Source organism: Flavobacterium selenitireducens (assembly GCF_014748335.1).
Lineage (GTDB): Bacteria > Bacteroidota > Bacteroidia > Flavobacteriales > Flavobacteriaceae > Flavobacterium > Flavobacterium selenitireducens.
The window spans coordinates 49,590-72,312 of record NZ_JAAVIY010000008.1; the positions used below are offsets into that span (position 1 = coordinate 49,590).

Sequence of the window (22,723 nt, forward strand, 5' to 3'; positions counted from 1 at the left end):
AGAATTAAATAGCAGATAGTATGACAGGCAACTCAGAATTCGGAAGCATTTCATTCGACTTACCAAAAAATCAGTCGAATGTCATTAAGGTAATAGGAGTTGGAGGCGGCGGAAGCAACGCCATCAACCACATGTTTAAGCAGGGCATCAAGGGTGTTGACTTCATCGTTTGTAACACCGATTCCCAGGCGTTGGGCAACAGCCCGGTTCCGAACAAGATCCAATTGGGTGTGAACCTTACGGAAGGTTTGGGCGCCGGGGCAAATCCTGAGGTTGGGCAACAATCGGCTATAGAATCGGTTGCGGAGATCGAGAAAATGCTCGACAGCAACACCAAAATGGTATTCATCACGGCCGGTATGGGCGGTGGTACGGGGACCGGTGCGGCTCCTGTGATCGCGCAATTGGCAAAGGAAAAAGATATCCTTACCGTAGGAATCGTGACCATCCCGTTCCAGTTTGAAGGGAAAGTCCGCCAGGAACAAGCGCTCCAGGGCGTGGAACGTCTGCGCAAGCAAGTCGACTCGCTTATCGTGATCAACAACAATAAATTGCGCGAAGTTTACGGAAACCTTGGCTTCAAAGCCGGGTTTTCGAAAGCCGACGAGGTTTTGGCCACCGCTTCCCGCGGAATCGCCGAGGTCATCACGCACCACTACACGCAAAACATCGACTTGAAAGATGCGAAAACCGTATTGTCGAACTCCGGGACCGCCATTATGGGATCGGCTGTGGCAATGGGTGAAAACCGCGCGAAAGAAGGGATCGTTGCCGCTTTGGATTCCCCTCTTTTGAATGACAATAAAATCGCAGGAGCGAAGAATGTCTTGCTTTTGATCGTGTCCGGAACCAGTGAAATCACGATTGACGAAATCGGCGAAATCAACGACTATATCCAATCGGAAGCCGGTTACAACGCAAACATCATCATGGGTGTGGGCGAGGACGAAACGTTGGGCGAATCTGTAGCCGTGACCGTAATTGCTACGGGTTTCAACATCGAACAGCAAACCCAGATCGTGAATACGGAACCAAAACGCATCATCCATTCGCTCGACGGCGAACAAAAAATGGAGCACAATCTTTCTAAGGGAAACGTCCTGCCGTCGGTTGATTTTTTGAAAGTTGAGGAAAGCGCTCCTCACAATTCCGTTGAAGATATCGTAGAAAAGGTCGTTTTTGAATTGACCGAAGAGGAACCGGTTATCGTTCCTGCTCCGATTGCACAGGTAGAGATCGCGGCCCCGGTTGCGCCACCGCGTCCTGTTTTTGAGATGGACCTGGTCCCGACGTCGGAATTCATCAAGAACCTCGACGTTACGTTTGAAGTCGTTTCGGCCGTTAAGGACTTCGATTTTTTCATGACGACGCCAGAGGTTAAGGAGATGAAAGTCCAGGATCCGGTTTTCGTAAAAGAGGAGCAGGCTGCTTTTTCTTTCGACCTTCCGATCCAGTCGAATATCGTTACAGAAGATAAAATCGTATTCGACCTCACCCAGGAAACGCGCGATATCAAAGTAAACGAGGCGGTTCACGTAGTTCCGGTCACGGAGCTCAACGAGACCGGTATTGTCAAGTATTCGCTTGAAGAATATATGGAAGTCGAAAAAAGCCTAATGGACTCCAAACCAGCGGCGAGCGCTCCCGTAGCGCCGACCGAACCGGAACTGGATATCCAGATGAAGCACGTCGAAACTCAAATTCCGACATCGAACTTCAGCTCGGCTTATGAAGAGGTTTCCCCGCTCGAAATGTCGATCGAGGAAACTTTGAAACACCGCGCCGACGAGAGAAGACGCAAATTGAAGGAGTTCAATTACAAGTTCCACAATGCGCGCATTGACGAATTTGAGAAAGAGCCGGCGTACAAGCGCTCCGGCATAGACATAAGTTCAAATCCGATCAACAATGGCAATTCACGCATGTCGCTCGGAACCGACAGCAACGACGATTTGCAGTTGCGGTCGAACAACTCTTTTCTACACGACAATGTAGACTAACCAAAACCATTTTTTCTTTTTTAACCCGAAAAATCCACAAGAGTTTTCGGGTTATTTTTTTTACCTTCGCACCACCTAAAAAAGAGTACCATGAGTCTACAGGTCCAGATTACCGAAGAGATCAAAAATGCGATGCGTGCAAAAGATACCGTCGCTTTGGAATCGCTGCGCGCAGTAAAGTCGGCTATCCTTTTGGCTCAGACCGAGAGCGGTGCAAAAGAGGAACTCAGCCAGGACGAGGAAATCAAGATATTACAGCGTTTGGTCAAGCAGCGCAAGGACAGTGCTGCGATCTATAACGAACAGGGCCGTGCCGATCTTGCGCAACCTGAAATCGATCAGGCGGCCGTCATCGAAAAATTCCTTCCGGCTCAATTGTCCGAAGCGGAAATCGAGATCGTCGTCGAGAAAATCATTTCGGAAGGCAACCTCGGCGGAATGGCCAATATGGGTAAAGTAATGGGGCTGGCTTCCCAAAAATTAGCCGGGCAGGCAGATGGCAAAACCATCTCCTTGGTAGTAAAGCGTCTTTTGGCGTAAAATAAAAGGTCCCGTAGTTCAACGGATAGAATGTCAGATTCCGGTTCTGATGATGGAGGTTCGAGTCCTCTCGGGATCACGAAAGAGTGAAAAGGGTAAGCCCCACACAGCCAAGCTCCGCTTCAGCTGTGTGGGGCTTACCCTTTTCACTTTGACAGCGGAGCTCTCAAGGACCGTGCGTAGCGCAGTCCTCATTCATGATTCCGATATCGGTTCTTCGCGAATCCCGACCGCTCCGCCGTTTGTAGCAGCATACTTGGTTTTGGATCGCATTGTTGTAGCGCAATTCCGACAGCGGTTGTAAGCGAACAAATCCAATACACGATCATTTACTAGTGCTCGTTTGATCAAAAATATTGTCGTTGCGTTATCCATACGCGCGGCGCCTTTTAGCAAATGCCAGCATCGTAACTATTCTTTAAAATAGAAAGCGTCACAGCGTTTTGGAATAAGTTGGCGGAACGTCCTTGGTTGTCCGAAAATTCAAAAAATCTAGGTTCGCAAACGAAATGTTTGTAGCGCAGGGAAATAAAATGTACAATAGATCGCTAGAACCTTATCACTCACCAATCACGTCTGCTTATTCAGCCACCCATTGATCAGCCAAATCGATCGGATGACATCTTTCGGGATCGAAAAATCATCATAAGCGGGATTTTCAGACTGCAACAGGAAATTCGAAAAGGGATTCACGGGATCGCGCCTGATATATTTGAGGTATTTTCTGCCGTCGTCGCATACGATCCCATAGATTTGGCCGTATTCGAGATGTTGGCGCCATGCTTCGATGTTGGTGCCGAATAGGATGCTACCGCTCTTAATCTTGCTTTCCATGCTGTCGGAATATGTCCGGAACGCAGTGCAGCCGGCAAATTCAGGAATGTCCATGAAGTAATCCGGACGAAGCGTCGGACGTTGCTCGGAAACCTTGTCGACGTCATCCCCAAATTCCGCATTGAAATACGGTACGAGATTTTTGGTTCCGTCGTTTTCCTTGATCTCGGCGAGAAGCGCCCTGAACAAAGAGCGCCTGTTTTCCGGAATCGGCGAACCTTTTTCGTATTTGACAATCGATTCCCGGCTCAATCCGATGCGCTTGGCGAATTCCGCCTGGGTTTCCTTGAATTTTTTACGGATGAACTTTACGTTTTCGGCTGAGATGTCGTGTTGCATGGCGAAAAATAGTTATTCACAAAATACCAATTTCTGTGAGGTTATAAACTTTGTATTGTAAATTTGCAATCAGGTAACTACGAAGATAATCAAATTGCCCATTATCTTTTTGCCGATAATCTCCTAACAATCCCTAACTTTAATCAAAGCTCGTGCACGCAGTTGAACGACATATCGGACGCAATATCAGCCGTGTGCGCGAACTGCTTGGCGTCAAGCAGGAAACGCTGGCCTTCTCGTTGGGACTCAGTCAGCAGTCGGTATCCATTATCGAGAAAAATGCGAAGGTCGACGAGGAAAAGCTAAGATCGGTTGCTGAAGCACTTAATGTGAATCCCGAGATCATCCGGAATTTCGACGAAGCGAAAATCCTCGAATACCTGGAAAAATCGGTAGAACCGACTGCGACCGCTGCGACGATCGATCACAACATCCTGTTCCGGTACCTGTTCGAGCTATTCGAGGCCAACAATCGGCTGCATGCCGAGAAACAGTCGCTTTATGAACGGTTGTTGGAAACGGAGCAGGAAAAATACAGTCATCTGGAAAAAATCTTCCATTTGAACCATATCAAATAAAAGTCATAACACATGAAAGTGATAGTAACGGGAGCAACAGGAATGGTGGGAGAAGGCGTGTTGCTCGAATGCCTGCAAAACGATGAAGTCTCAAAAGTGTTGACGATCAACCGAAAGCATGACGACAGGCAACACTTGAAGTTAAGTCAGTTGGTCGTCCCAGATTTTTTCAGGCTAGGCGAGCGCGAACATGAGATTCGCGGTTACGACGCCTGTTTCTTTTGCTCGGGAGTGAGCTCGATAGGAATGGGAGAGGAAAAATACAAGAGGATCACGTATGACACTACATTGTCGTTCGCAAAAGCGTTTCTGGATGCCAACCCGAATTCGGTGTTTCACTACGTCTCGGGAAGCCATACAGACAGCACGGAAAGCGCTCGCCTGATGTGGGCGCGCGTCAAAGGAAAAACCGAAAACGACCTCATGCGGTTGCCATTCAAGGCGGTCTACAATTTCAGGCCGGGCGTCATGCTTCCGATGAAAGGCCAGAAAAACTGGAAAACCCTCTACGAGTGGATGGGAAAAATGATGAAATTCATTGCGCCAAAATCAGTGTTATCGGTTGGAGATGTCGGGAGAGCGATGATAAAGGCCACCTCGAAAGGGTACTCGCGACATATACTCGAAGTCGCGGACATCCGAATCGTAGCGAACTCTTAGAAGAAAATCCGGACGAAGCCGTTGAACGTCCGTCCCAGAGACGAGATATTGACCTGTTGTATCGTCGCGTCAATCGAATTGATACGATAGCTTCGGTTGATGCTCGTTTGCGCGCCTAGTACGTTTTGCACCGATGCGCCGATCTTGAGTTTTGCCTTGGCGGACAATGATTGCGTGAATCCTGCCGAAGCATTCACCTGAAAGTAATCGTCCAATCGTGCGGTATTCGGTTCTTTGTAGGCAATCGCAAGATTTTGGTCTTCGTCGAAAATCGGGATCGGAGAAGCCGTTTCAGTATAATACTTGCCAGAATACCAATTGGCGCCCAAAGCAAACTGCCATTTGAGGTCGTCGTAAATCGCGCCGGCCCTGAATGCGTGCGGAATACTATACACATTCGGGAAAACAGACGGAGAAAACGACTTGAAATCGTACTCGTTGCGATTGTATTGGTAATTTAGCCATGTCGTCAAATTTCGCCACTGTTTCTGCACGAGAAGTTCGGCTCCGTAGACGCTGTAACCGCCAATGGCCTCGGCAAACTCGAACTGGTTCTGGAAGCCTTGGCTGCGGCTGCTGATGTCGCTTACCCTTTTTGCAAACGGTTCAGCCGACAGTAGCCAGCGATTTTTCCGATAGAGGATTGCCAACGACGCCTGGCGCGAAGTAATCAACGGGTTGGCCTGGTTGTCGGCGACGGTCCATCGCTTTTTTTCCAATCCGAAAAAATCCTGCTGAAGATCGACGGTTTGCTGCACCGTCTGGCTTTTCATCTCCGCAAGCACCGAGATTTCCAAACCTTTTCCCGCATCGTAAGTGGCTACCAACCGGGGCTCGGTGCGGTATCGGTTTAAAGTTTGATAGAAATTTTGGCGCACACCTCCAAAAAGGAACCACTTTTTCCATTTCCATTCCGATTGGGCAAATAGCGCATGAGACGTCAAAAAGCGGCTCGATTCCTCGTCCTGTCCGAAGTTGTCGGAGTTTTCGTCGACAACGCCGGTTTCGTTCAAATGATAACCGGTCTTGACTTTCAGGTTTTCAGAAAAAGTGACCGTATGACGTGCGGTGAGTCCTTTCTCGATGATGACGTTGCGCTGGTTCAGGATGCGGTTCCCGACCTCGATCGAGCGGTCTTCCGAATCCACACGGTAACGCGTCGCAAACACCGAGAAGCTGGTATGGTGACGCCCGTTCCAATCGGTGCGCAAAATGGCGTTGGCGGCCAGGGATTGTTGCTTGAGTTCGCTTTCTTCATCGTTCGTGGCATTGTTTCCGGTAAGCCGCTGGAAGACTTCGAGCTCGTTTTCGATGAAAATCGAATTGACCTGGAGTTCGGAACGGTTCCCGATCTTTTGTCTAAACTGTCCCGTAAAATCGTAAAAATAAAACTTTTCGGAACTTTTATAGTCGACTTCCTGGTCGAGAAAAAGGTTTGTGACTTTCGTATTCTGGAAAATGCGTTTGAAGTAACTTCGGTACGTTGGCGAATCGAAAAAGTCCGTAGTGGAACGCCGGCCGCTGAACTGCCAGCTCGTTCTGTCGGAAGTCTTGAACGCCGTGTTGAAATCCATGTTGAGCATATTCGCCCCGACGGAATTCTCAAAATAACTTCCCGTTTCCGGCAACGTTTCGATCACCACCGTTCCGGAAACCGCATCGCCCAACTGAGCTGGCGTCGCATTTTTGTGAAGCGTTACCGAATGGGACAAATTCGGGTTCAGCGCCGAGATCAACCCAAAGAAATGCCCGGTTTGGAACAATCGCATTCCGTTCCATAAAAACAGGTTCTGGTCGTGCGTCCCGCCGCGTATCGACAAATTCGAGATCGTCTCGTCAAAGCTCACGGCTCCGGGAAACTGCTGTAATGTCTGAAACACGTCGGGTTCGGTCAGGCCGGGTAACAGCCCGGTGTTTTTCGATTTGATGTGGTAGCTGCCGTCGGGACGGTTTTTTATGCCGCGCGTCAAAAAATGCACAATTTGGGTTTCCTTGAGCATTTCCGTCGATTGGCGCATCAGGATCTTGTCATTTCGCGGACGTGATCGGATGACGACCGGCTCGTATCCGACATGCGTGACGGCGAAACCGGTAAATTGCGGAATACAAAAAGTTCCGCCATCGTCGCTCTGAAGGTTTTGCTGCGGAAGCTGGACCGTCGCCGACGGGATCGGAAGAAAGGAATCGGCGTCCAAAACCAGAAAGCAAATTGGATTTTCGCCCACGGAATCGCCCACAACGAGGTAAGTATCCGAGATAAATTCAAACGACAAACCCGTCTGCTTTTCGAGTGCCGACACGATTGTTTTTAAGTCGCCCTTTACCGGCGTGACGACGACATTTGCGATATCTTCGTCTATAAAACCGATGTTGACGGATTTTTCGGCCTCCAGCTGGCGCAGGAAATCGCGCAGCGTGATTCGTTCCTCGCCGTTTTGTGCCGATACGGACAAGGCGAAGAAGCATGCAAGTGCAAAGAGGCGTTTCCTAAAATCCAATCAATGCCGTTTTAACGTGTATCTGCCTTTAGCGGTTTCCCATCTCTTCACGTCGAAAGCGGTTTCGAGAATGCGCAGCGCGGTGTCGAGATCGTCTGCCGGCATCACGCCCGTGAATGTCCTGGATGTCCTGAGTTTGGAATCGATACGGATGTTGTACACGCGTTGCAATTCCGAAGTGATTTCGTGTATCGAAGCAAATTTGAACGCGATCTGTCGGTGCATCCACTCGGGTTCGGCCGACGCTGTTGAGGCTTCTGTCCATTGGCCATTTTCGATTACGACCGAATTTCCTTTGGTAAGAATGGCGCGCTTCCCGTGGAATTCCAGCGCGACTTTTCCTTCAAAGCAACTGACTTCCATTTTTCCTTCCCGCGATTTGACGTTGAACTGCGTGCCCAAAACCGATACCGTTCCCGTAGGCGTCACCACCGAGAAGCGCTTGCCTTTCGCCACTTTGAACCAGGCTTCTCCTTCCAGGTTCAGCTTGCGGTTGTCGTTCCAGTCGAATTTTTTGTAATTCAGCGACGCATCTGAATTCAGGGTTACCCGTGATCCGTCCGGCAACGTAATGTTCTGGAATTGGGCGTAACCTGTGCGAAACTGTGTGGTACGTGCGATCGTCATCCAATATCCGACGCCAAGCAAAACCGCGATGCAGGCCGCGGCCGATAGCCAGACCATCGTTTGTCGTATCGGGATAACCCGGGTTTGTTTTTTCGGAGCCGAAAGTACGGCGTCAAGCATTTCGGGCCTCTCGGACAACGGTGTCTCAAGGTCTTCGGTATAAAGCGCGATCTTTTGGTAGATGTCCAGTTCGCCCGATTGTTTCATTTGGGCCAATTCGGATTCGCTTAAATCCCCGTTGAGGAAATGGGCGAGGTGATGTTCTCTTTTCATAGCAGATTATCTAAGATATTCGACCTGTCGTTTCAGGGATTGCATCGCTTGGTGGATGCGTTTTTCTACAGCTTTGACCGAAATTCCAAGTTTTTCGGCAATCTCGGCATATTTGAGTTTGTCAATGCGGTGCATCAGGAAGGCAACGCGTTGGGTTTCGTTCAAATTTTCTATGGCCGAGAGCAATTTGTTTTTGAATTGGTCTTCCTCCATTAAGAATTCCGGGTTTTCAATGGTTCCGATGGGCATTGCTTTGGATTTGGCGTAACGCAATACGACCTTTTCGTGGGCGATTGCCTTAAGTGACTTCTTAAAAGCGACCGTGTATAAATAGGACTTGGCCTTTTCGATAGGAATTCGTTCGCAATTCTGCCACAATTTGATAAAGGCTTCCTGAGCAATGTCGTTGGCTTGTTCCTCACTCCCGAATTTGTAATACAGGAAGTTACGAAGGTGTCGTTCGTGGCTTTTAAAAAATGTAGCGAAGAGGTTAGGCTCGCATGTTTCGCATGTTTCGGGCATAATTTTTCCGTTTGTTCTTAGCTAACCCTGAACGACAGCAAAACCCTACCGGGAATAAAAATATTTTTGAGGTAGGGTTTTTTGCGATGTCGGGATTCTATGGTCGTACATCAAAAATACGGCATTATCGCCAACGGGACGACTGCAGCGTTTCGCAAAATCGAATCAGAAATCCAAATTTTAAAATTAAGACCATGAAAAATCTCCTTCTATCAGCAGTAATCGCTTCGGCAGCTTTATTTTCGACATCGTGCAGCAGCGACGACGACGGGCCGCGCCCCAACCAGGATCCGGCGCCGGCAATAGCGGTAGCGACACAGGGAACCTGGCGAATTACCAATTTTGAAGATAACGGCATCGACAAGACTGCCGATTATGCCGGGTTCAACTTTACGTTCAACAACGAAAATGTAATTGCCGTCGACGGCAACGGTCAAACTATCACGGGAAGTTGGTCGATCGTGTCAGACGACGATTTCGATGTTCCGGAAGATTCCAACCTCGATTTCAATATTTTCTTCCAGGAACCGGCGAGTTTCCGTCCGCTAAATGAAGATTGGGACATCGCGACCTATTCCGAGACGCGCATCGAACTTCAGGATCTCGACGACGACGGCCCGTCAGATTACCTGGTTTTGGAACGCAACTAATCGTTTCATTTCCATAGCGCAAAAAAAATCCCTTAGCAACACTAGGGGATTTTTTTGTTTACGACAATAACTTCCTGAGATCGGCAATGGTTTGCGTCGGATTTTCGGCCCGAAATACAAAATTTCCGGCTACCAACACGTCGGCTCCAGCCTCGGTAAGCGCCAGGGCGTTGTTTCCGTTCACACCACCGTCGATTTCGATCAGCGTGGTAGCACCGGCCTCATCTATCATCGTTTTGAGCTGACGGATCTTTTTATAAGTATGTTCGATAAACGACTGGCCGCCAAAACCCGGGTTGACGCTCATCAGGCAGACTAAATCTACATTCTGGACGACGTCTGCCAAAAGCGCTACCGGCGTATGCGGATTCAACGCGACTCCGGCTTTCATGCCCTCAGCTTTGATCGCTTGTAGCGTGCGGTGCAAATGGGTACAGGCTTCGTAATGGACGGTGAGGTTATTCGCTCCCAAATCGGCGAAAGTCTTGACGTAGCGATCCGGATCGACAATCATCAAATGGACGTCAAGCGGTTTTTTGGCGTGTTTGGCAATAGCTTCGAGAACGGGCATCCCGAACGAAATATTCGGGACGAAGACGCCGTCCATGATATCGATGTGGAACCAATCCGCTTGTGAAGCGTTGACCATTTCGATTTCCTTTTGGAGATTGGCGAAGTCTGCCGCCAGCACAGATGGTGCTATGATTGTGTTGTTCATGTTGTGTTATTTGTGTAAAAATAAGCTTTTGGGCAACCTTTTGGAGTATACTGTATTTAAAAATTGCAGAATCTGTGTAGTCGTATCGCGATGATTTGTTTGGGCGATGGAATGTCAGCATGGCAATCGAGCCGATGATAATGTATTTCGAACGGAGCGAAGTAAGAGCGTTTCAAATTCGATTTGAAATCGCATTGAGAATACTGTGCGGATGCCTTTTTGTTTTTTTTATTTGGGCGAATGTCTTATGAGTGCACAAGAATTGTATCTATCGTGAATCTGAGACATTGCGCCCCACCCGCCAACCTAAATTTAGGATTCCCACGAAATCTCCATTACAGATTTTCTATCAAAAATGTTAAGCACCCCGACCATTCACGCAGTCACGAAAACCTTTAGAATCGGCAAAGTTTTTAAAAGCTCATGATCGGATAGATATCTGAAATTTCTCGATCTCCGAATCGAAACGCCAATTGTCAAGCCAGATATTTACAGCGAAGGCACGCACACAAAGGTCTGACAAACGCCTTGCGAAACCTCCGCACTATGATCCTTTGATAAATAAAAAACTCCGGAAACCCGAGCGCATTGCGCGAACTGACCGGAGTTTTTTATGCCAATAAAATAAAAAACTCCGGAAACCCGAGCGCATTGCGCGAACTGACTGGAGTTTTTTATGCCAATAAAATAAAAAACTCCGGAAACCCGAGCGCATTGCGCGAACTGACCGGAGTTTTTATGCCCATAAAATAAAAAACTCCGGAAACCCGAGCGCATTGCGCGAACTGACCGGAGTTTTTTATGCCAATAAAATAAAAAACTCCGGAAACCCGAGCGCATTGCGCGAACTGACTGGAGTTTTTTATGCCAATAAAATAAAAAACTCCGGTAATCAGCCGGAGTTTCAATCATCAATCAAAAAACGAACAGTTAATCAGACTGTTGTTACTATAAAATTCCTTGCGGAGTTTTGTCATTGTTTCTTTTCCAAACATACTAATTATTTTGGAAATTTAAGTTTCAATATTAAATTTAACTGTTTCAGGATTACTATCACTGTACTTCAATTAAATCGGCTTTGTCGGGAAATTATCCCAAATAAGTCTTTAATATTTTACTTCTCGAGGTATGCTTCAACCTACGGATCGCTTTTTCCTTGATTTGGCGTACTCGCTCACGCGTCAGATCAAAAGTCTCGCCAATTTCTTCAAGCGTCATAGGATGCTGGTCACCCAATCCGAAATAAAGACGCACGACATCCGCTTCACGAGGCGTCAACGTCTCCAACGAACGCTCGATTTCCGTGCGAAGCGACTCGTGGATCAGCTCGCGATCCGGGTTAGGCGATTCACCTGAACGCAAAACGTCGTAAAGGTTGGAATCTTCTCCTTCAACCAAAGGCGCATCCATAGAAAGGTGACGGCCCGAGTTTTTCATGGACTCTTTCACGTCGTTTACCGTCATGTCGAGTTCCTTTGCAATTTCTTCGGCACTTGGCGGGCGCTCGTTCGATTGCTCGAGCAAGGCGTACATCTTGTTGATCTTATTGATCGATCCGATTTTATTCAAAGGCAAACGCACGATACGCGACTGTTCGGCCAAAGCCTGAAGAATAGACTGGCGAATCCACCAAACAGCATAAGAGATGAATTTGAATCCGCGTGTTTCATCGAAACGTTGAGCGGCTTTAATGAGTCCAAGGTTTCCTTCGTTAATCAAATCGGGAAGGGTCAAACCCTGGTTTTGGTATTGTTTTGCAACCGAAACCACGAAGCGCAAGTTTGCTTTTGTAAGCTTTTCAAGTGCTCTCTGGTCTCCTGCTTTAATTCTTTGTGCGAGTTCCACCTCTTCGTCGGCGGTAATGAGGTCGACTTTCCCGATTTCCTGTAGGTACTTGTCTAGTGAGGCAGTTTCCCGGTTGGTTACCTGCTTCGTAATTTTAAGTTGTCTCATGAAATGATTCCCTTTTTTTAAGAAGATACGGTTCTTATACGGTTGGTTGCCGCAAAAAGTTACAATCGAGTAAAAAAAAGTCGACAAGTTTTTTTACACGCCGATTTTACTATATTTCGCAAAATTTTCTTTATGAAAAATCTTGTCAAAATCCTGTTAATTTTTTGCGTCGGAATGGCGTCCGCACAAAAGAATATCGATCCGACTCCCGAAGATATCGAGTTGGCGAAAAAACTTCGCGCGCAATATACCAAAGACGATGTTGTGATCCTCGAGAGCATGGACAGGGTTTTGTTTGGGATCAGTGATGACGGATCGAAAGTGACCGTACTGAGCAAAATCCGCGAAAAGCTAATGAACATCGGCCATCGCGCGGACATCCACAAATATGAGTTCTACGACAGCGAGTCCAAAATCGAGCATTTCAACGTGCGCTATCGGAACGAAAAGAATGCGAATTTCAGTGTTACTGACGAATTTTATCGCGACAACGACCTGTTCTACAACGATGCGCGCGTAAAACACATGGCCGTCGACTTCCCGGTCCAGGGTTACATTTACAATTACGAAATGGACAAATCGTATAAGGACGTGAAGTACTTTACCTCGCTTTATTTCAACGAAGAGTTTCCGGTGCTCGACAAAAAAATCGTGATTACCGTTCCGAAGTGGCTCAATGCCGAACTGCGCGAATTCAATTTTGAAGGAAAAAACATTTCGAAAAGCCAAACCACTGCAGGCAACGGCGACATCATCTACACCTATAACATGGACGGCGTTCCGGCCATCTTCAAGGACGACAACGCTCCCGGCCGGACGTATGTGTATCCGCACATTTTAGTCTTGGCGAAATCGTTCAGCAAAAACGGAAAGGAAAACCGCCTGTTTTCGAACTCCGCCGATCTTTACGCGTGGTACAAGTCGCTCGTGGACATGGTTAAGGACGACCCTTCTTCTTTCAAGGGCAAAGTAGACGAGCTGACCGCCAATGCGAAATCGGACGAGGAAAAAATCCGCAACATCTATTATTGGGTACAGGACAATATCCGCTATATCGCGTTCGAGGACGGAATCGCCGGCTTCAAACCCGACGAATCCCAAAACGTGTTCAGCAAACGCTATGGCGACTGCAAAGGCATGGCCAACCTGATCAAGCAAATGCTCAAGACGGCTGGCTTCGACGCCAGGCTGACGTGGATCGGGACGAAGCACATTTCGTACGACTACACCGTTCCGTCGTTGGCGGTAGACAACCACATGATCTGCACGCTTTTCTACAAAGGCAGGAAATATTACCTCGACGGAACCGAAAAATTCGGCGCATTCGGCCTTAATGCCGAGCGTATCCAAGGCAAAGAAGTCATGATCGAGGATGGCGACAAATTCATCATCGACAAAATTCCGTCAAACGGCATCGAATCGAACAAGGAAACGCTTGCGATCCGTTTGTCTATTGCCGATGCGATGCTCAAAGGAAAGTGCAGCAAAACATTCCTGGGCGAAAGCGTTTCTGAATTCCTTTACGGTTACAACAGATTCGGATCTGAACGCAAACAGGACGCGCTCCAGAATTTCCTGTCCCAACACGACAAAAATATCCTGGTCTCCAACGTCGTGACGTCCGACCTCGCCAATCGCGAGCAGCAGCTCAAGATCGATTACGAAGTGTCCGTCAACAACAAGGTGTCGAGTTTTGACGAAGAGATTTACGTCGACCTCGATTTTGTAAGGGAGTTTGGCAGTTTCGATTTCAAGGAACGAAAAACCGATTATGAATTCGATTATAAAACGGATTATCAATCGTCAGTGGCACTCGAGATCCCGGCCGGATATAAGGTAGCCAAGCTTCCGGAAAACCTTTCGGTGGCGGGAAAGGATTACACTGTAGCGATCACGTTTTCCCAGACGCAAAAGGAAATCGTCTGCAAAAAGAATTTCACGTTCAAGAACGGCGTGATAAAAGCCACGGAATTTCCGGCGTGGAACGAATTCATGAAAAACCTGAACGCCATTTATAACCAACAAATCGTTTTTTCCAAACCGTAACATGAAGAAAAGCATTACCACTATTTTGCTGTTTATCGCAGCACTGGCTTCGGCCCAGGACAAGGAGGAAGTCCGAAAAATGTTTTGGGAAACCAAAGATCAGGGCGATGACGTCGTGGCCGTTCCCGACCGTTACAAAAATGAGTCGGCCGTAATTTTGTACGAATACGATTATTATTACTATCCGATGTTTTATCCGAAACAGGGCGTCAGGAAGCGCATCAAACTTCAGGATGCAGCGGCAGTAAAGGAGTTTTCGGAATTTTCACTGAAGGAAATGTCGAAACGCAGCCGAGACGTCGACAAGAATTCTCTCGGCGTACGCATCATCAAGCCGGACGGGAAAGTGATCGAAGTGGATACGGAAAGAGAATTCAAGCAGGTCGACAACGATAAGATTCTTGCGATTCCAGGCCTTGAAGTGGGCGACATCATCGACTATTATTTTTACGCCATAGTCACGAACATCAACAGTATTTTCGACACCCAGGAAGCTACGTTGGCCGATGTCTATCCGACTTTGAGCCTGCGCGTTGAACTACAATTGGACAAGAAGCTGTTCATCAACCTCAATTCGTACAATGGCGCTCCCGAATTTGCGGATCTTCCGCCGGGAAGAAAAGGCGATCGCAGGCTCGAAATCCGCGGAAGCGATATCCCGAAGATTGAAACCGGCCGCTGGCTCTATCCTATGGTGGCCTTGCCGTGTTACAAATGGCAGGTGAGCAACAAACCGTTTGGCAAACCGGACAAGGAAGTTGCGAACGGGAAAGTCAAGAAAAACCTGACCCAGGAGGACATGATGTTCGCCTACCAGGATCGCTATCGCCCGTATGGCGACATGGTCCACATCGAACGGTTCCTAAAGAAAAAAACGTTTGAAAACGACGCCGATAAAGTGCGTCAGGTATATTATTTTACGCGTCATTATTATTACACCCAATTCATAGAGGCATTCGCTATCAACGAAGCGAAAATCTTCAATCCTTTCGAGCTTTACAAAAAGCCGATTTTCCTCGACAACGAAACGGAATTCATCAACCATTTCATGGCATTTTTGAAGGACAATAAAATCGATTATGACATCGTCGTGGCAACGGCCCGTTACAATGGGAAACTCGACGAAATACTGCTTTCGCCGAATCTCGAGGTGATGTTGCGCGTCAATACGACGCCGGAGCCGGTTTACCTGCAATATTTTTCGCCGTTCACAAATGCGGACCAGATCGCCTCGGAGCTTGAAAATTCCGATGCCTATGCGCTCAACGTGTTCAAGCGAAAGAAAGTGACCGATGTGGAGCAGGTGCGTCTTCCGTCGTCTACTTACAAGGACAATACGTCCAAGGTTTTTTCAAAAGTTTCGCTGGACGCCGCGATGACGGGGCTTAAAGTGAACCGACAGTCGTCTTTGTCGGGGCATTTGAAGGAAGACGAACAAAAGGACCGCCTTTATTTTTTTGATTACGTCAACGAAGATCACCAAAAATTCGAAACCGAACCTGTGCTTGACAAAGTCCGCAGTGACAAGAAACAGGAGCAATACAAGAAAGAATATGACGCGCTGATCTCGAAATACAAGGAAAAGCAAAAGGAGAATTTCAAGAAATCGGTGGCTCAGGAATTCGACAACCTCAAAATCGAGAAATACGAGTATTCTGTTAAGAACACGGGTCGATTCGGCAAGAACGAAGCATTTGTTTACGACGAGGAATTCGATATGGAGAACAGTTTCGTGAAAAAGGCGGGAAGCAATTATGTGGTCGAAATCGGAAAGGTCATCTCCGGACAGGTCGAGGTCAACCAAAAGGAGAAAGACCGCAAACTCGATGTCTATATGGGATTTCCGCGCAGTTTTGAAAACGAGGTCGCGTTCGATATACCGGCGGGCTATTCCGTACAAGGGCTCGAAAAACTGAACAAGAACGTGACCAACGCCACGGGCGGTTTTGTGAGTTCGGCAAGGGTCGAGGGCAACCAACTCGTCATCAAAACCAATAAATATTACACCAATTATTACGAACCGAATTCGAACTGGCCCAAAATGGTCGATTTTCTCGAAGCGGCTTATCAGTTTACCCAGGAAAAAGTGCTGTTGAAAAAAGCGTAACGCACACAGACAGCTTTGGTTCAATCGGGAGTCAACGTTTGGGAAATCGATCCTGAACCTTGACTCCCGAATGATTTACAGCAGCAATTCTTCTGGCTCGTCGAGTTTTCCGGCGTAGAAGTCGATCTTGCGTCCGGCCTTGTTAAAAAAGACTTTCCGATCGCGCGTCCCGGACAAATTCAGCGATTTCGCGCTCTTCATCTGACGCTCGAAATAGGAGTGGGCCTTTTGGCAGGTAATCTCGTCCTCGGTGATGAAATAGCCAAGGGCCGTGTACGGAACGAACATCGTCTTGTGTTCGCCCGAAGAAAAAATCACATTGTTGTTGAGTATGATCAGCTCGTGGAAGTAAAGATGGAATTTTGATTCCTTTGCTTCCGACTTTGCCTCGACCTGACGCAGGATCGACCGCACATCTTCGTACAATAATACCGCATTCGACCTCGTCAGCATACCTGATTCAAAAAAGTAATCGATTTGCTGAAGTGTGCTGTTGATCGTCGTATCGTTCCAGATTTCGTATACCGAAGCCTTTTCATAAGCCGATTTTATACGGGCGGCATGATGCTGGAGATTTTCGGGTGACCGGAAGTGCTCGAACGGCAGATGAGCGTCGTCCGCGGATAGCAAATGCGTCCATACGTAAAGTTTGAATTTGGAAAGCAACGTCCCGCTTATCGTGTAAAACAGCGGAATGTCTTTGGCGGCGTAGAACAACGAAACGTCGTCGAGCGTTGTGAACTTTTCGATGTAACCGGCAGATTCGCTAAAGTATTTCGCGAGGTCAGCCGCATGTTCGATTTCCATGGTTTTCTCGACAACAAGTGAGTTCGAACCGGTCAATACGGCGTCTATCGAAATCTTGTAATGCCGGCACAACGTCACGGCCTCGTCTATCGAAAATTTGCTCTTGGAAGCTACCCGCCGGTGGGCCGCGTCGTAACTGATGCCCAGCGCCACGGCTACCGCGTCGATCAGCGATCCTGACTTTATTTTTTTTCTGATGACCGAAAGCAATACCTCCTGTTGGCTCATTTTTGCGATTTTCACAAATTTACAATTTTAAGTAGTGCGGCTTCTGCAAATTGGTTTGCTTTTATCGCAATAGATTTGATTCAACCAAAAAAGAAGGATCATGAAAAAAACCGTATTGTGTTTAGTCGCCATGTTGACGCTGGCCGCATGTGCAAGTTCGAAGGCCAAAGAAAAATCCCGCCAGGCGTTGCCCAAGACAGCAAAGCTCACATTTGAAAATTACAGTATAAAAAAGGACAACGCCTCACCGCAAACCACGCTAACGGGACTGTTCGGCATACTCGAGTCGACGGTAGATCGAGTTACGGTTCGGTTTGACGAGGCGAATAAACTGCATATCGATTACAAGGATAAAATTGGCCGACCGAGCAGTTACGGTTATGCGGGTAAATTCCGCAAACGCTCTTATGACTATCATAAACACAACAGCCACAAAGGAATACCGCCGTTTTACTGGGTGACGCACGTCGAACGGCTGCGATTCCGGCTCGAAGCTGATTCCACGCTTGTCGTACAGCATTATTACAATCGTACGGGAATGATCCTGATGATGGCAGGCGGAGGGTCCGACAAACAGGAATACCGCTTCAAATGCACAAAAAACTAATCTGCAAATACAATGAAAACAACGACCAAAATGCTGCTGATCCCGATTCTTTTACTGGTGTCGTGTTCGCACTACATCATCAATGAGGCCGGCTATATCCGCCCGCCAAAGCACTATAAATTTACGTATCGGAAGAAAGTCAAACCGCTGGGAAATCCCACGATCATTGATACCAATGCGGTGTATTACCTTTCGGATGCGAATTTTTACCGGGATTCCGACGCTTACAAAGTCAACGATCGCTACCTGAGGTTTTACGCCGACGGCCGCGTGAAATTGCAGAGTACCAAGACTTTTCCAAAAATTAATGAGGTCAACGATCCGGACCGAGGGATTGTCGGTTATTTCCATTTGAAGGATTCGCTCGTCCGTATCCAGTTGTATTCCGATATCGGAGGCGGTTCGGACCAGCTTCATTTCGGTAAAATCGATTCCTTCGGGAACCTCGTCCTGTTGCACGACAATCCGCGCACGGGTTTCCGGATGGGATTCGGCAAAGCAGGAACAGACCGACGCATCGAAAGGAAGTCCTATTACAATCCGTTGGTGTACAGGAAAATATACCTGGAGGAAATGACGTACGATAAAGGGAATTGGTAGTGGAAGGACTCGTTATTTGACCTCGAATTCCGCGGTGGCGAACACTGGTGTTCCCTCTTCCGAGACACCTTCGAGAACGGCCTCGAACACGCCTTTCACATCTGAAGCATAAAAGCCGATTGTAGGTTCGTCTCCCGAAAAATCAGGAATCCACGCCAATTGGTAACGGTAATCGGGAATGCGGCGATCTGTGGGAGCGGCGTGATCCGGAGCAAAGTACCGTTTTGCAGGAAACGGTCGCGGCAGTTTTTCGTTGCGGATAAAGTCGCCTTTGGATTTGGGCTCGTAGTTGCCGTCCTTCGTTTGGACGCTGACCAAGCCGTTAAATCCTTGGGAGCCCAAATAATATGTACCCGGGATAGCGGTAATCCTATCGATGTTTTTTGCCGGATAGTCAAACAATTCGGTTGGGTCTGGCAGCCATATCCCGTCTACGATCACCATCGATCCGCCGACAGGATCGTACCCGAGGATATTCTCACGTACGCTCACCGAATATTTGTCGCCGTTCTTCGTGTAAAACGTGCCCTCGACAACTTCCGTCAGCGTTTCGGCAAACGTAGGGAAACGCGTGTACTCATCGAGTTTAAAAACAGTTCCGGACGGCGCGTAGAAAGCGCTTTTCGAAGCAAACGCCGGAATGCTGTCTTTTTTACGAGCGAAATAGGCATTTTCAATCTGGGTAGCAACGGCTCGCTGCGCAATCGCATTTTTGGCCGATGCCGTTACCGGAAATGCCTGAAATTCAAAGCGCGAAAAGTCGGGTTGCGGGAGTTTATCGAGTACCAGCAAGTAGTCCTGGCGGTTCGCGCCTCCAACCTGCACGATGGCATCTTGTTGGAAATAGGGTTTGTCGAGCGTGAACGTGAACGATCCGTCCGGCCGCGTATCGATGACTTTTGTCGTGAAATCCTTACCTGGGAACGAGAGACTGACAGTTACGCCCTTCACGCTGTTGCCGCTTTTTGAGCTAACCTTACCGCTAATGGATTCTCCGCGAAGTTCCGGTAATACAGTGCTTTCGGATAATACGAACGTGTTTTGGGCGGAGGCGGACATTTCCGGAAAAAGCATGAACAGCGAATCCTTACGCCTTACCGAAAGCGAATAATGGCCTTTGGAAGGAACGGAAATGCCAAGCTCGACTTTTTCACGGGTTGCCCACGATGATTTTTTGGGAGCGATCGCAGCCTTTGCCGAAGAGAGTCGCATGGTTTTGAACGATAGCTCGGAGCCGGCCTTGTCGGCGGGTGCGAACGGGTTGACGATGGCCACGTCGAGTTGAGGATAGTTTACTTTGGGCTGGCCTGTCATCCACTTGGTGTATCCGACGAGTTTATACGAACCGGAAGTCAGGGAAGATGGAACGAAAAAGTCACCTTGTGCAACGCCGTTCTCAAGATAGAGTTTCTGGATGAAGACCGTATTTCGCTGAGAATCGACGAGGCATACATAAGCAATTTTGCTCAGTTGGCCCGGCTTGTTTTGAGCGTCCTGGCAGTACAATTTGTAGTACAGCGTTTCCCCACTGACGAGCGTCGTGGCATTGGTGTGCAGAACGATTTTTTCGGTAGTCGAAAACGCGTTTCCGAGGCTTTGCTGAGCGATTATCAGTCCTGAAAACATCAGGAAAAGCGTTGTAGTTATCTTTGTTATTTTTGCGGACATGTCGCGGATTGTTGTTGCTTGTTAACGATTCAGATCAATTCAGTTTTCCCAATAGGCCGGCGGTTCGAGTTTCCCGGTTATCGTGCAATCGACGCACTGATCACTGGCAAGAATGTAAAATCCTTGTGGGGAAAAGCTGTAAAATTCCATGCTGCCCACTTCGGTAAGGTCAATGATCACATGGGCATCGCCTAACGGGCGCGGATAACTCCAATTGTTTTGATCGAGCGTCCGTTGGCTGCATTCGTAAGGCCACGGAATTGGCAAATTGTTCGGGAAAATCTCGTTGTAACTGAACCGTACCACAGCTTCGGACACCGAGCACACCTGGAAAAACCCAATGACCTTTTCTTCGGGATTTTGGTCAGATCGTATGTTTCCGAAGAAAAACCCGGGTTGTGTCTGCGACAAAATATTGCCGGTCGACGAAATCTCACTGAGCGTTTTGTAAAACGTATAGGACGGCAAGTTCTGGACGTATTGCCTTACCTTGATTGCATAGCGGTCGTTCAGGATGTAGCTTGTGTCAGGGATGAACCGAACGGGAAAATTCTGCACATTGTCCGAACTTAGTTCATTGGTAGAAGTCAGTATGATCCGGTTCGATTTATTGATGCGGTAACATGTCTGCACGTTAACCGTACGGGGCCAAAGGTAAATTTCTTTAAAATCATCGTCGTCCGAATCGTCTTGGCCAATCACGACCTGGCTTTCGGAATACAACGGCGTCCTGAACCGCCCGGCCTCTTCATATTCGTAACGGTAATATTTGGATAAACCGGTTGGGTCGCTCGAGTTGACCGAAATTTGTACGCCCTGTTGTTCGCCCATGTTCATCACCTGCGTACTCAGGCTCCCGATAGAAGTTACCGCGGTTTGTTTTTCCGGTGTCGACGAATAGGATTTGCCGTCAGACGTCGTAACGTGAAGGGTGTAGCTGCGTTCCGGGTCAGGTAAGAAAGCGTTCTGTGAAACGTACATCGTGTCCTGTTGCTCAAACTGAATGACGTTTCCGGCGTCGTCTTCCACATAAACGTCCGCGTCGCTTTCGAACGGCTGCTCTTCGTTGAAACGGTAGGTGCGCGAAATCTTGAACGCATGCTGCTTCATCTCATTGGTAAGCGTGGCTTCGATGACGATCGCGCTCTCGAAATTGCGTGTCTGTAAAGCGTAGGGATCAGTACAACCCACTGATACGAGCAATGTCGCAATTGCGGCTAATCGGAAATACTTTAAATATTTATAGTTTTTTGTGTTCATCATGATGTTGTCAATCTTGCCAAAATGGCGGTGGTACGTTTGACCCTGTCCTGCGGCAGTCTACACATTGGTCACTGGCCAAAATGTAAAAATCGCCTTCGCCCCAGTAAAAGAAATACATCTGGTTGTTGTTGACCAGCTCGACGATGTCCCAGGCGTCTCCTTTGGGTGAAAGTGTCCAATCTGTAGGATTCAGTGACTTTTGGGTGCATTCGTAAGGCCAGGGTGTTGGTAAATTATCGGGGAAAATTTCGTCATAATCAAATCTCAGTATGGCTTCCGAGACCGTCGAAACTTCAAAAAAGCCAAAAACCTTTTCACTTGCGTCACTATCTGACCGAACATTTCCGTAGAAAAATCCAGGTTGGGTCTGGGAGAGGATATTACCGGTAGACGAGAGGTCGCGCAGCGTCTCGTAAAACGTATAGGATTCCAAATTCTGCACGTATTGCCTCACCTTGATCGCATACCTGTCGTTGATAACGTAAGCTGTATCTGCTATGAAACGCATCGGGAAATTATCGATACGATCTTCGCTGAGGTCTCTCGTGGAGGCGAGTACTATATTTTTCGATCTCCCTTTTTTGTAACAAACCTGTGCCTGTTCGGTTCGCGGTTGTAAAATGATGTCGGGATGGGGATCGCTGTCGCCACCATCCGGGGCGATGATGATTTCGTTTTCCGAATAAAGCGGTGTACGGAACCGGCCCGCATCTTCAAACTCATACCTATAATAACGAGAAGAACCGGTCGGGTCGTAGGCATTGACGCAAATGCTGACACCTCGCTGCGTCCCGAGATTGGTCACGATAGGATTCAGGCTCTCTATAGGATTGACCGATGTTTGCTTCTGGGGCGTGGACGAATACGTTTTTCCGTCAGCGGTCGTCACGTGAAGCCGGTAATTGCGCTGCGGATCTGGCAAAAACGCATCGTCCGACACATACATCGAATCCTGTTGGGAGAACGGTATCATATTTCCAGCGTCATCCTCTACATAAACTGTCGCCCCATTTTCAAATGTTTGAGCGTCTTCAAACCGATAGGCACGCGAAATCTTGAACGCGTGGTTTTTCAATTCGTTCGTCATCGAGGCTTCTATCACAAGCGCACTCTCGAAATTGCGCGTTTGCAAAGCATAGGGCTCGGTGCATCCGAAAATAAACGACAGAAGGCTCGTTACAGCGACTAAATGCGAGGTTTTCATC

The 22,723-nt window shown here is 48.0% G+C and carries 19 protein-coding genes and 1 tRNA gene; 10 read left to right on the top strand and 10 right to left on the bottom strand.

What is annotated here, in order from left to right; all coding sequences use genetic code 11:
- The first annotated feature begins 20 nt into the window (after positions 1–20).
- From ftsZ to HC229_RS12280, 3 genes are all read left to right on the top strand, one after another.
- Positions 21–2,000, top strand: a complete 1,980-nt coding sequence (gene ftsZ / locus HC229_RS12270; protein ID WP_191020791.1) for a cell division protein FtsZ — start codon at positions 21–23, stop codon at positions 1,998–2,000.
- 90 nt (positions 2,001–2,090) lie between these two features.
- Positions 2,091–2,540 (top strand): GatB/YqeY domain-containing protein, encoded by a 450-nt coding sequence (locus HC229_RS12275; RefSeq protein ID WP_191020792.1) that lies wholly within the window; start codon positions 2,091–2,093, stop codon positions 2,538–2,540.
- A 7-nt stretch (positions 2,541–2,547) separates the two neighbouring features.
- Positions 2,548–2,619: transfer RNA gene (locus HC229_RS12280), tRNA-Arg, on the top strand.
- 491 nt (positions 2,620–3,110) lie between these two features.
- Here HC229_RS12280 and HC229_RS12285 read toward each other — a convergent pair.
- Positions 3,111–3,713 carry a helix-turn-helix domain-containing protein gene (locus HC229_RS12285; RefSeq protein ID WP_191020793.1) on the bottom strand — a complete coding sequence of 201 codons (603 nt, stop codon included), beginning with the start codon at positions 3,711–3,713 and terminating at the stop codon, positions 3,111–3,113.
- Positions 3,714–3,865: 152 nt separating this feature from the next.
- Here HC229_RS12285 and HC229_RS12290 point away from each other — a divergent pair, with 152 nt between their 5' ends.
- Positions 3,866–4,291 (top strand): helix-turn-helix domain-containing protein, encoded by a 426-nt coding sequence (locus tag HC229_RS12290; RefSeq protein ID WP_191020794.1) that lies wholly within the window; start codon positions 3,866–3,868, stop codon positions 4,289–4,291.
- Between the two features lie 12 nt (positions 4,292–4,303).
- Entirely contained in the window at positions 4,304–4,951 is a 648-nt protein-coding gene (locus tag HC229_RS12295) for an NAD-dependent epimerase/dehydratase family protein (protein ID WP_191020795.1), read from the top strand.
- Here HC229_RS12295 and HC229_RS12300 read toward each other — a convergent pair.
- Genes HC229_RS12300 through HC229_RS12310 form a run of 3 tightly spaced genes read right to left on the bottom strand, consistent with a single transcriptional unit; the run spans position 4,948 to position 8,871 of the window.
- The gene (locus HC229_RS12300) at positions 4,948–7,449 is read right to left on the bottom strand and encodes a TonB-dependent receptor plug domain-containing protein (protein WP_191020796.1); all 2,502 of its coding nucleotides are present in this window, start codon (positions 7,447–7,449) and stop codon (positions 4,948–4,950) included. The two genes, HC229_RS12295 and HC229_RS12300, sit on opposite strands and share 4 nt — an antisense overlap.
- The gene (locus HC229_RS12305; RefSeq protein ID WP_191020797.1) at positions 7,450–8,349 is read right to left on the bottom strand and encodes a FecR family protein; all 900 of its coding nucleotides are present in this window, start codon (positions 8,347–8,349) and stop codon (positions 7,450–7,452) included.
- 6 nt (positions 8,350–8,355) lie between these two features.
- On the bottom strand, positions 8,356–8,871 hold the full coding sequence (locus HC229_RS12310; RefSeq protein ID WP_191020798.1) for an RNA polymerase sigma factor: 516 nt from the start codon (positions 8,869–8,871) through the stop codon (positions 8,356–8,358).
- A gap of 194 nt (positions 8,872–9,065) precedes the next feature.
- On the opposite strand from HC229_RS12310, the gene HC229_RS12315 reads away from it, so the two are divergent.
- On the top strand, positions 9,066–9,521 hold the full coding sequence (locus HC229_RS12315; protein ID WP_191020799.1) for a hypothetical protein: 456 nt from the start codon (positions 9,066–9,068) through the stop codon (positions 9,519–9,521).
- 58 nt (positions 9,522–9,579) lie between these two features.
- On the opposite strand, the gene rpe is transcribed toward HC229_RS12315, so the two are convergent.
- Together rpe and HC229_RS12325 are read right to left on the bottom strand one after the other, a co-directional pair.
- The gene (rpe, locus tag HC229_RS12320) at positions 9,580–10,239 is read right to left on the bottom strand and encodes a ribulose-phosphate 3-epimerase (RefSeq protein WP_191020800.1); all 660 of its coding nucleotides are present in this window, start codon (positions 10,237–10,239) and stop codon (positions 9,580–9,582) included.
- 1,089 nt (positions 10,240–11,328) lie between these two features.
- On the bottom strand, positions 11,329–12,192 hold the full coding sequence (locus HC229_RS12325; RefSeq protein ID WP_007804760.1) for a sigma-70 family RNA polymerase sigma factor: 864 nt from the start codon (positions 12,190–12,192) through the stop codon (positions 11,329–11,331).
- Positions 12,193–12,324: 132 nt separating this feature from the next.
- On the opposite strand from HC229_RS12325, the gene HC229_RS12330 reads away from it, so the two are divergent.
- Both HC229_RS12330 and HC229_RS12335 read left to right on the top strand, forming a co-directional pair.
- The gene (locus HC229_RS12330) at positions 12,325–14,238 is read left to right on the top strand and encodes a transglutaminase domain-containing protein (RefSeq protein ID WP_191020801.1); all 1,914 of its coding nucleotides are present in this window, start codon (positions 12,325–12,327) and stop codon (positions 14,236–14,238) included.
- Between the two features lies 1 nt (position 14,239).
- Positions 14,240–16,345, top strand: a complete 2,106-nt coding sequence (locus tag HC229_RS12335) for a DUF3857 domain-containing protein (RefSeq protein WP_191020802.1) — start codon at positions 14,240–14,242, stop codon at positions 16,343–16,345.
- 75 nt (positions 16,346–16,420) lie between these two features.
- Here the strand turns inward: HC229_RS12335 and HC229_RS12340 are convergent, their stop codons facing one another.
- On the bottom strand, positions 16,421–17,395 hold the full coding sequence (locus HC229_RS12340) for a hypothetical protein (protein WP_332871649.1): 975 nt from the start codon (positions 17,393–17,395) through the stop codon (positions 16,421–16,423).
- Positions 17,396–17,480: 85 nt separating this feature from the next.
- Here HC229_RS12340 and HC229_RS12345 point away from each other — a divergent pair, with 85 nt between their 5' ends.
- Both HC229_RS12345 and HC229_RS12350 read left to right on the top strand, forming a co-directional pair.
- A complete protein-coding gene (locus HC229_RS12345; protein WP_191020803.1) occupies positions 17,481–17,987 on the top strand; it encodes a putative periplasmic lipoprotein in 507 nt (168 codons plus the stop codon).
- Between the two features lie 12 nt (positions 17,988–17,999).
- Entirely contained in the window at positions 18,000–18,587 is a 588-nt protein-coding gene (locus HC229_RS12350) for a hypothetical protein (RefSeq protein WP_191020804.1), read from the top strand.
- 12 nt (positions 18,588–18,599) lie between these two features.
- Here HC229_RS12350 and HC229_RS12355 read toward each other — a convergent pair whose 3' ends face one another.
- From HC229_RS12355 to HC229_RS12365, 3 genes are read right to left on the bottom strand one after another with little or no spacing between them, the layout of a single operon-like run.
- A complete protein-coding gene (locus HC229_RS12355) occupies positions 18,600–20,255 on the bottom strand; it encodes a carboxypeptidase-like regulatory domain-containing protein (RefSeq protein WP_191020805.1) in 1,656 nt (551 codons plus the stop codon).
- A gap of 39 nt (positions 20,256–20,294) precedes the next feature.
- Positions 20,295–21,518, bottom strand: a complete 1,224-nt coding sequence (locus HC229_RS12360; RefSeq protein WP_191020806.1) for a DUF4249 domain-containing protein — start codon at positions 21,516–21,518, stop codon at positions 20,295–20,297.
- Between the two features lie 7 nt (positions 21,519–21,525).
- Positions 21,526–22,722: a DUF4249 domain-containing protein gene (locus HC229_RS12365; protein WP_191020807.1), complete on the bottom strand. Its 1,197-nt coding sequence runs from the start codon at positions 22,720–22,722 to the stop codon at positions 21,526–21,528.
- Position 22,723 lies beyond the last annotated feature (1 nt).

Excerpts from the sequence above, each read along its gene's own strand:
- HC229_RS12285 (WP_191020793.1), bottom strand. The coding sequence starts at position 3,713 with ATGCAACACGACATCTCAGCCGAAAACGTAAAGTTCATCCGTAAAAAA.
- HC229_RS12325 (WP_007804760.1), bottom strand. The coding sequence starts at position 12,192 with ATGAGACAACTTAAAATTACGAAGCAGGTAACCAACCGGGAAACTGCC.
- HC229_RS12315 (WP_191020799.1), top strand. The coding sequence starts at position 9,066 with ATGAAAAATCTCCTTCTATCAGCAGTAATCGCTTCGGCAGCTTTATTT.
- HC229_RS12360 (WP_191020806.1), bottom strand. The coding sequence starts at position 21,518 with ATGATGAACACAAAAAACTATAAATATTTAAAGTATTTCCGATTAGCC.
- HC229_RS12330 (WP_191020801.1), top strand. The coding sequence starts at position 12,325 with ATGAAAAATCTTGTCAAAATCCTGTTAATTTTTTGCGTCGGAATGGCG.
- HC229_RS12295 (WP_191020795.1), top strand. The coding sequence starts at position 4,304 with ATGAAAGTGATAGTAACGGGAGCAACAGGAATGGTGGGAGAAGGCGTG.
- HC229_RS12365 (WP_191020807.1), bottom strand. The coding sequence starts at position 22,722 with ATGAAAACCTCGCATTTAGTCGCTGTAACGAGCCTTCTGTCGTTTATT.
- HC229_RS12310 (WP_191020798.1), bottom strand. The coding sequence starts at position 8,871 with ATGCCCGAAACATGCGAAACATGCGAGCCTAACCTCTTCGCTACATTT.
- ftsZ (WP_191020791.1), top strand. The coding sequence starts at position 21 with ATGACAGGCAACTCAGAATTCGGAAGCATTTCATTCGACTTACCAAAA.
- HC229_RS12335 (WP_191020802.1), top strand. The coding sequence starts at position 14,240 with ATGAAGAAAAGCATTACCACTATTTTGCTGTTTATCGCAGCACTGGCT.
- HC229_RS12275 (WP_191020792.1), top strand. The coding sequence starts at position 2,091 with ATGAGTCTACAGGTCCAGATTACCGAAGAGATCAAAAATGCGATGCGT.
- HC229_RS12355 (WP_191020805.1), bottom strand. The coding sequence starts at position 20,255 with ATGTCCGCAAAAATAACAAAGATAACTACAACGCTTTTCCTGATGTTT.
- HC229_RS12350 (WP_191020804.1), top strand. The coding sequence starts at position 18,000 with ATGAAAACAACGACCAAAATGCTGCTGATCCCGATTCTTTTACTGGTG.
- rpe (WP_191020800.1), bottom strand. The coding sequence starts at position 10,239 with ATGAACAACACAATCATAGCACCATCTGTGCTGGCGGCAGACTTCGCC.
- HC229_RS12305 (WP_191020797.1), bottom strand. The coding sequence starts at position 8,349 with ATGAAAAGAGAACATCACCTCGCCCATTTCCTCAACGGGGATTTAAGC.
- HC229_RS12345 (WP_191020803.1), top strand. The coding sequence starts at position 17,481 with ATGAAAAAAACCGTATTGTGTTTAGTCGCCATGTTGACGCTGGCCGCA.